Origin of the sequence: Planotetraspora sp. A-T 1434, from assembly GCF_025420585.1 — a bacterium.
GTDB lineage: Bacteria > Actinomycetota > Actinomycetes > Streptosporangiales > Streptosporangiaceae > JAOEGB01.
This window is the reverse complement of sequence record NZ_JAOEGB010000010.1, coordinates 244,519-253,208: the sequence shown is the minus strand read 5'-3', so window position 1 is coordinate 253,208 and position 8,690 is coordinate 244,519. Positions and strand designations below refer to the sequence as shown.

Annotated in this window: 7 protein-coding genes; 6 read left to right on the top strand and 1 reads right to left on the bottom strand. The window is 72.2% G+C overall.

The window, feature by feature from the left end:
• The first annotated feature begins 74 nt into the window (after positions 1-74).
• The 6 genes from N5079_RS15700 to N5079_RS15675 all read left to right on the top strand — a co-directional run bounded on the left by N5079_RS15700 (position 75) and on the right by N5079_RS15675 (position 6,722).
• Positions 75-1,466: a class II fumarate hydratase gene (locus N5079_RS15700; RefSeq protein WP_261584507.1), complete on the top strand. Its 1,392-nt coding sequence runs from the start codon at positions 75-77 to the stop codon at positions 1,464-1,466.
• A gap of 67 nt (positions 1,467-1,533) precedes the next feature.
• The gene (locus N5079_RS15695) at positions 1,534-2,307 is read left to right on the top strand and encodes a 3-hydroxybutyrate dehydrogenase (protein ID WP_261584506.1); all 774 of its coding nucleotides are present in this window, start codon (positions 1,534-1,536) and stop codon (positions 2,305-2,307) included.
• A gap of 1 nt (position 2,308) precedes the next feature.
• On the top strand, positions 2,309-4,177 hold the full coding sequence (locus tag N5079_RS15690; protein ID WP_261584504.1) for a helix-turn-helix domain-containing protein: 1,869 nt from the start codon (positions 2,309-2,311) through the stop codon (positions 4,175-4,177).
• Positions 4,178-4,252: 75 nt separating this feature from the next.
• Positions 4,253-5,566, top strand: a complete 1,314-nt coding sequence (locus tag N5079_RS15685) for an MFS transporter (protein ID WP_261584503.1) — start codon at positions 4,253-4,255, stop codon at positions 5,564-5,566.
• Positions 5,566-6,495, top strand: coding sequence for a tannase/feruloyl esterase family alpha/beta hydrolase (locus tag N5079_RS15680; protein WP_261584502.1), 930 nt, complete (start codon positions 5,566-5,568; stop codon positions 6,493-6,495). The genes N5079_RS15685 and N5079_RS15680 overlap by 1 nt, the downstream gene beginning before the upstream one ends.
• Positions 6,492-6,722: an alpha/beta fold hydrolase gene (locus tag N5079_RS15675; RefSeq protein WP_261584501.1), complete on the top strand. Its 231-nt coding sequence runs from the start codon at positions 6,492-6,494 to the stop codon at positions 6,720-6,722. Before N5079_RS15680 ends, N5079_RS15675 begins: the two co-directional genes overlap by 4 nt.
• Here the strand turns inward: N5079_RS15675 and N5079_RS15670 are convergent.
• Complete coding sequence (locus N5079_RS15670; protein WP_261584500.1) at positions 6,704-8,644, bottom strand: glycosyltransferase family 2 protein; 1,941 nt, start codon at positions 8,642-8,644, stop codon at positions 6,704-6,706. The genes N5079_RS15675 and N5079_RS15670 overlap by 19 nt on opposite strands.
• Between the last annotated feature and the right edge of the window lie 46 nt (positions 8,645-8,690).

Genomic DNA, 8,690 nt, shown 5'->3' with positions numbered 1-8,690 from the left:
CCGTTAGCCCGCGCCTTGGCTCGTTCCCGCCGGGTGGGAGGGATGTCGCCGCGGGTTGTTGATAGGACTTACCCATGGAAGATTTCCGGATCGAACACGACTCCATGGGCGAGGTGCGGGTGCCGGCCCAGGCCAAGTGGCGGGCGCAGACGCAGCGGGCGGTGGAGAACTTCCCGGTCTCCGGCCGCGGGCTCGAACCCGCCCACATCGCCGCCCTCGGGCGGATCAAGGCGGCGTGCGCCAAGGTGAACGCCGACTACGGGGTCATCGACAAGGATCTGGCGCAGGCCGTACAGGACGCCGCGAACGAGGTGGCCGAAGGGCGGTGGAACGACCAGTTCCCCGTCGACGTGTTCCAGACCGGCTCGGGCACGTCGTCGAACATGAACGCCAACGAGGTCATCGCGACCCTCGCCGAGGAGCGGCTCGGGCGGCCAGTGCACCCGAACGACCACGTGAACGCCGCCCAGTCGTCCAATGACGTGTTCCCCTCCTCGATCCACGTGGCGGCCACCTACGCGGCGGTCCACGAGCTGACGCCCGCCCTGGAGCACCTGGCGACGGCGCTGGAGGAGAAGGCGGCCGAGTTCGCCGGCGTGGTGAAGTCCGGCAGGACCCACCTGATGGACGCGACGCCGGTCACGCTGGGCCAGGAGTTCGGCGGCTACTCGACACAGATCGAGCTGGGGATCGAGCGGATCCAGGCCCTGCTGCCCCGCCTGGCGGAGCTGCCGCTGGGCGGCACGGCCGTCGGGACAGGCATCAACGTCCCCGACCCGGGCTGGGCCGGGGCCGTGATCGGGGAGCTGAGCCGCGCCACCGAGCTGCCGTTCACCGAGGCCAGGGACCATTTCGAGGCGCAGGGCGCCAGGGACGGCCTCGTCGAGCTGTCGGGCGCGCTCAAGGTCATCGCGGTCTCGCTCAACAAGATCGCCAATGATCTCCGCTGGATGGGCTCGGGCCCGCGCGCTGGCCTGGGCGAGATCAACCTGCCCGACCTCCAGCCCGGCTCGTCGATCATGCCGGGCAAGGTGAACCCTGTGATCCCCGAGGCGGTCACGATGGTGGCCGCGCAGGTCATCGGCAACGACGCGGCGATCACCATGGCGGGGGCGTCGGGCGCGTTCGAGCTCAACGTCATGCTGCCGGTGATGGCCCGCAACGTGCTGGAGTCGATCAGGCTGCTGGGGAACGTCTCGCGGCTGCTGGCCGACAGGTGCGTCAGCGGGATCACCGCCAACGTCGAGCGGCTCAGGGAGTACGCCGAGTCGTCGCCGTCGATCGTCACCCCGCTGAACCGGTACGTCGGCTACGAGGAGGCCGCCAAGATCGCCAAGCAGGCCCTCAGGGAGCGCAAGACGATCAAGGAAGTCGTCGTCGAGCGTGGCCACGTGGCGAACGGCACGCTGACCGAGCAGCAGCTCGACGAGATCCTCGACGTGCTTTCCATGACCCGGCCCACATAGGGCGGCAGGGATCTATGTCGGCGGCCGCCATGTGCCGGACCGGTCCGGCTTTCTAGGGTGAGACGTCATGAGCCTTGATGGGCGTACCGCCCTGGTGACGGGCGCCGGAAGCGGCATCGGCCGGGCGTGCGCCCGCCGCCTGGCCGCGGAGGGCGCGCACGTGGTCGTGGCCGACGTGAACGCCGACGCCGTCGAGAAGGTGGCTGCGGAGATCGGCGGCACTCCGGTGACCGTCGACCTGTCGGATCCCGAGTTCCTGGTCGCCTGGCGGGGCCAGCTCCCGCCGTCGCCGGACACCCGGATCTCCGCCGACATCGTGGTCAACAACGCCGGGTTCCAGCACGTGGCGCCGATCGAGGAGTTCCCTCCGGAGGTCTTCGCCAAGATCCTCCGGGTGATGGTGGAGGCGCCGTTCCTGCTGGCCCGTGCCGTGCTGCCCGGCATGTACGCCCGGGGGTGGGGGCGGATCGTCAACATCTCATCGGTCCACGGTCTGCGGGCCTCGCCGTACAAATCCGCATATGTCACGGCCAAGCACGCCCTGGAGGGGCTGTCGAAGGTCATCGCGCTCGAAGGCGCCTCCCACGGCGTGACGTCGAACTGCGTGAACCCCGCCTACGTGCGCACGCCGCTGGTGGAGAACCAGATCGCCGACCAGGCGCGGACCCACGGGATCAGCGAGGACGAGGTCGTGGAGCGGCTCATGCTGGCCCCGACGGCGATCAAGCGGCTGATCGAGCCGGACGAGGTGGCCGAGATGGTCGCCTATCTTTGCGGTCCACAGGGGTCGTTCATCACCGGAGTCTCGATCCCGCTCGACGGAGGATGGAGCGCGCGCTGACGTGAAGGTCTATCTCGAACTCCTCGCCCGTGAGGCCTCGGCCGTGGAGTTCGAGGGGCCCGTCCTGCAGGCCCGCGCGGCCGGGGCCGACTCCGCGACTCTGGAGGAGCTGGAGGAGGCCAAGGTCGCCGCGCTCAAGGTCAGGGCGATGCTCCGCAGGAGGGCCAAGCGGGAGGCCGAGCTGTCGGCCCTGTTCGACACCGCGGGCGACCTGGCCGGGCTGACGGACCTCGACGCCGTCCTGGAGGCGATCGTCCGGCGGGCCAGACAGCTTCTCGGCACGGACACCGCGTACATGACACTCAACGACCCCGAACGCGGCGACACGTTCATGCGGGTGACCGACGGGTCGGTGTCGGCCCGCTTCCGGCGGCTCCGGCTGGCGATGGGCGCCGGTCTCGGCGGGCTGGTCGCCCAGACGAGCACGCCGTACAACACGGCGGACTACTTCGCGGACGCGCGGTTCCAGCACACGACGACGATCGACGACGCGGTGCACGAGGAGGGCCTGGTCGCCATCCTGGGCGTGCCGCTGCGGCTCGGCCCCCGCGTCATCGGCGTGCTGTTCGCCGCCAACCGCAGCGCCCGGCCGTTCGTGCAGGAGGAGGTGGCGCTGCTCGGCTCGCTGGCCGCGCACGCCGCCGTCGCGATCGACACCGCCCGGCTGCTGCAGGAGACCAGGGCCGCCCTGGCCGAGCTGAGCGAGGCGAACACGCTGATCAGCGCGCACAGCGCGGCCATCGAGCGGGCGGCGGACGCGCATGACCGGATGACGGGGCTGGTCCTGCGCGGCGGCGGCGTCGAGGACGTCGCCGCGGTCGTCACCGAGGTTCTCGGCGGCAGCCTGACCGTGCTCGACGACGAGGGCCGCCCACTCGTGGGGCAGACCGGCGACCTCGACGCCGGGGTGTTCGACGCCGCCCAGTCGTCGCGGGCGCTGGGCCGTACGGTCAAGCGGGGCGACGCGTTCGTGGCCTCGGTGGACGTCGGGGCCGCGCCGCTGTGCACTCTGGTGCTGCGGACCGAAAGCCCGGTCGCCGACACCGACCAGCGCATCCTGGAGCGGGCGGCGCTGGTCACGGCGTTGCTGCTGCTGTTCCGGCGGAGCGTGGCCGAGGCCGAGGGGCGGGTGCGCGGCGAGCTGCTCGACGACCTCATCTCCCGGCCCGAGCTGGCCGGGCTGCACGACCGGGCGCGGCGGCTCGGCGTGGACCTCGACGCGCCGCACGTGCTGGTCGTCGCGCGGCACGACGCCGGCCGGAGAGAGGGGCAGCGGGAGCGCGCCGCGTTCTGGGCGTCCTCCCAGGCCACGCTCGCCCACGGCCTGGCCGCCGCGCGGGGTGACGAGGTCGTGCTCCTGCTGCCCGGGCACAAACCCGGCCTGATGGCCCGCCGCGTCGCCGCCGAGCTGAGCTCCTCCCTGGGCCGTCCGGCCACGGCGGGAGCCGCGAGCTGCAGCCTCACCACGGTCGCGGCCGCCTACGGGGAGGCCCAGCGCTGCGCCGGCGCGCTCGCCGCCCTCGGCCGGGCGGGCGACGGGGCGAGCGCCGAGGAGCTGGGCTTCGTCGGCCTGCTGATCGGCGAGGGGCGCGACGTGCCGGGCTTCCTGGCCTCATCGCTCGGCCCGGTGCTCGACTACGACGCGCGGCGCGGCACCGCCCTGGTCAGGACGCTCGCGGCCTACTTCGGCGCGGGCGGCTCCCTGTCCCGTACGGCCGACGTTCTGCACATCCACGTGAACACGGTGACCCAGCGGCTCGACCGGGTGGGACAGCTCCTCGGCGCGGACTGGCAGGAGCCCGAGCGGTCCCTGGAAATCCAGCTCGCCCTGCGGCTGCACCGGCTGCGGACCCACATGACCGACGACTGAGGTGTGTAGGGCGGCCCCATAGGAGTGACCCCGGTCACTGCATACCTTTGCGGAACCCCCATCCGAGGAGTTCCCATGAGTAAGATCGGAAAGGTCGTCGGGGCCAGCCTGATCGGCACGACCATCGAGTGGTACGACTTCTTCCTGTACGGCTCGGCCGCCGCCCTGGTCTTCAACAAGCTGTTCTTCCCCACCGAGGACGAGCTCACGGGCACGCTCCTCGCGTTCCTCACCTACGCCATCGGGTTCGTCGCCCGGCCGCTCGGCGGGCTGGTCTTCGGCCACTACGGCGACCGGCTGGGGCGCAAGCAGTTGCTCGTCATCAGCCTCCTGATGATGGGCGGCGCGACGTTCCTGATCGGCTGCCTGCCGACCTACGCCACGCTCGGCGCGGCGGCCCCGCTGCTGCTGACGGCGCTCCGGCTCGTGCAGGGCTTCGCCCTCGGCGGCGAGTGGGGCGGGGCCGTGCTGCTCGTCTCCGAGCACGGCGACCCGCGCAACCGGGGCTTCTGGGCCTCCTGGCCCCAGGCCGGGGCGCCCGGGGGCAACCTGCTGGCGACCGGCGTGCTGGCCTTCCTCGCCGCGGTCCAGCCGGACGACGCCTTCCTCGCCTGGGGCTGGCGGATCCCGTTCCTGCTCTCCGGCGTGCTCGTGCTGATCGGCCTGTGGATCCGGCTGACGGTGGCCGAGTCGCCGGTGTTCCAGGAGGCCACACGGGAGCCCGCGCCGAAGGCCCCCATCCTCGGCGTCCTGCGGCACCACTGGCGTGACGTCCTGGTCGCGATCGGCGCCCGGCTCGCGGAGAACGTCTCCTACTACGTGATCACCGCGTTCGTGCTGGTGTACGCCACGACCGCCGCGGGCCTGCCGAAGGGGACCGTCCTGAACGCGGTGCTGATCGGCTCGGCCGCCCACTTCGTCACGATCCCGCTGTGGGGCGCGCTCTCGGACCGGCTCGGCCGCCGCCCGGTCTACCTGATCGGGGCCGCCGGGGTCGGCCTGTGGGCCTTCGCCTTCTTCCCCCTCATCGACACCAAGTCGTTCGGCCTGGTGACCCTGGCGGTGACCGTCGGCCTGCTCTTCCACGGCGCGATGTACGGCCCGCAGGCGGCGTTCTTCTCCGAGCTGTTCGCGACGCGGATGCGCTACTCGGGCGTGTCCATCGGCTACCAGCTCGCCTCGATCGTGGCCGGCGCGCTCGCCCCGATCGTCGCCGTCGCCCTGCTCAAGTCCTACGACTCCGGCCTCCCGGTCTCCGTCTACGTGGCGGGCGCGGCGGTGCTCACCCTCATCGCGGTCTTCGCCGCCAGGGAGACCCGCAGCCGCGACCTGTCCGCGATCGAGCCGACCTCCGGCACGGCGCAGTCCGTGGCATTGAAGGAGGCCTGATGCCGCGGCGTCTCCTCGGGCTCGTGGTGGCCGCGATCGCCGGGGCCGGCGCTCTGTCCGCCGCACCGGCCTCGGCGGACGCCTGTCCGGCGGTCACCGTACCCGGGGCCGAGCACCAGGTCGGCACCTGCCTGAGCGACCTGACCACGGCGGGCACGCTGCTCTCCGGCCACACCGACAAGGCCGACTGGGCGGGGCTTTGGAACGGCGGCCTGGTGGTGGCCGGCTCCCCCGGCAACCGGGAGACCTACGCCAACGACTTCACGATCTCCGACTGGGCGCTCGCCCGCGGATACGCCTACGCGGCGACCGACAAGGGCAACACCGGGGTGACCTTCTACCGCGACGGCGCCGCCCCCGGCGACGCGGTCGCCGAGTGGAACGAGCGCGTCAGCCAGCTCGCCGTCGCGGCCAAGGCGGTGACGAAACAGAGGTACGGCATGGCGCCCCGGCGCACGATCGCGGCCGGCCAGTCCAACGGCGGCTACCTGGTGCGCTGGCAGTTGGAGAACCGTCCCGACCTGTTCGACGGAGGAGTCGACTGGGAGGGCGTGCTCTGGACGGCCGGCGGGCCCAACCTGCTGACCTTCCTGCCGCCCGCGCTCCGCGCCTACCCGGCCGACGCCGCGGGGATGGCGGCGGCGGGCTTCTGGCCCGAAAGCGCGTTCCTGTGGGATTTCCACTACCGCTACTACTGGGACCTCACCCAGCGGGTCTACCGCGAGGAGTTCGACCCGGCCTACGACGGCGACGCCGAGGCCGGAACGCCGTTCTGCGCCTCCGGCACGCCCGGCTGCGACACCGACTACGACTACGCCTCCCGGCCCCGGAGCGTACGGCAGGCCGTCGCGCGGGTGGCCCTCACCACGACCTGCACACGATCAATCCGAAGCCGCCCATCCTGTGGGTCAGGGGCGCCGACGACGTGATCGTCTCGGACACGTCATTCTTCGACCTCGCCCATCTCGGCGTGATCGGGGCCGTGCCGGGCTGGGACGGCACACCCGCACAGCCGATGGTGTCCCAGACCCGCGCGGCGCTGGACCGCTACGGGGCCTACCGGGAGGTGGTCATCCCCGGCTGCGGCCACAGCCCGCACATCGAGAAGCCGGCCGAGTTCCGCGGGGCGCTCCTGGCTCACCTGCGCGGGCGGTAGCCGAGCCGGCCCGCGATCTTCCTGAGCAGCGACGGAGCGGGCGACACCCCGGCGGGCAGGACCCTCACCTGCCCGCCCCGGCCCACCGCCAGGCCGAAGAGCAGCTCCACGTCCTTCTCGGCGACCCGCAGGCTGGGCCGCCACGTCCCGGGGCCGAGGCAGTCCTCCCCGCCCAGTCTGCTAACCGGGACCCTGGCGATGAGCTGACCGGCCAGCCGTCCCGGAATGCCCGGCTCCACCAGCGCCGGCACCGCCATGCTCCGGTGCCGCCCGTCCTGCTCCCGGAGCACCAGCTCCGCCGCCGGCCCGCCGCTCGGCGGCACGTACGGCACGGGCACGACGACGAACACGTGACCGTCCTGGTGGGCGACGGACGCCCTCGACGACACGAGTGCGATCGACTCGGCGAAGGACTTCGGCTCCACGCAGACGCTGAGCTCGCCGCGCTCCGACCAGCACGGCACCACGAGCCTGCGGGACTCGTCGGCCAGCACGCCGGCGCAGTTCATCTGCGCGTCGGGGCGGGCGACTCGGGTGCGGCCGGGATGGACGCCGCGCATCCGCACGTGGACCTCCCACAGTCCCGGGCACAGGGGGCGGCCGAGGGCGGCCGAGCCCACGTCGAGCCGGGCTTCGCCGCTCGCCCAGACCCTCACCTGGCCCTCCACCACCGCCCGGCCGACGGCGCCGCTCACGGGCAGGAAGTAGGTCTCGCCGGTCTGCGCGTCGCGGATGTAGACCTCCATGCGGGCCTTGTCCACCGCCTCGCTGACGTCGGCCGTCTCGCGGTCGAGCAGCCCCTCCATGGGCACCGGAGGCGTCCACAGGAGGCGGCCGTGCTCGACGCGAAACCACAGCGGCGTGCCGTCGCCCCGGACGATCTCAACGCTGAGATCGAGGATGAGCACGCTCTGGTCCCAGCGCACGTCCCGCAGCTCGGCACGCAGCCTGGTGCCCCGGAAGGCCTCGGCCAGCTCGACGAGCGCCTCCGGCCTGCCGTCCCGCAGCAGCGCCACCCGGGCCCGCTGGTGCACCGGCAGATGCACGTCGAGGGACGGGGGAAAGCGCTCGACGGTGAGCTGGCGGAGAAACGAGTACAGCACCGTCCGCTCCTCGAAGGGAGCGTCCACGAAGCGGCCGCCGCCCAGGCGGCGCAGCCCGAGCACGCGGAACCAGTGCGCGTAGATCCGGTCTCGCTCGAGGCCCGGCTCGGTGTGCGAGTCGATGACGTCGAAGAGCCCCCGCAGGCCGTCGTAGAGAGCCTCCCCGTCCGGCTGCCCCTCCTCCGCGCGCGCCAGGTGACAGCAGACCTCGTCGGCGAGGATCGCGACGACCTTCGCCGCGAGGTACGCCTTGGTGACGAAGGACTGCTCGGACAGCGGGCGGTCGGGGAAACGCAGGTGCTGCGACTCCACGAAGTCGCGGCTGAACAGCTTGTGCGCCGTCGGCAGCGTGAGCAGATGGTCGCGGAGGATGTCCGCGCGGGCCCTGTTCTCCGCGAAGGCCGACAGCGGCGGCCCGTCGTCCACCAGCCGGCCGACCAGCACGTCGGCGTCGGTCTCGACCGCCATGCCGTACATCCGCTCAAGGGCGCCGGGCTCCAGCCGGTCGTGCTGGTTGAGCAGGTAGACGTACTCGCCGTGAGCGACGGACAGGCCCACGTTGCGGCCGCGCGCGGGCGAGCCGCTGTGGTCGAGGTGGAGCACGCGGACGTTCGGGCGGATCGCGGCGATCGCGTCCAGCCGCCTGCGGGTCCCGTCGGTCGAGCCGTCGTCCGCGAAGATCACTTCGTAATCTTCGGGCGGCAGCGACTGCTCAAGCAGCGAACGCACGCACGCGCCGAAGGCGTCGTCCGCCAGCCCGGGGTTGAACACGGGCACAACCACGCTGACCTTCACGCCCATGCTGACCTTTACACCCATGAGCCCAAGGGTGCATTGCGGACGGGGGGAACGCCGTCAGGCTTGC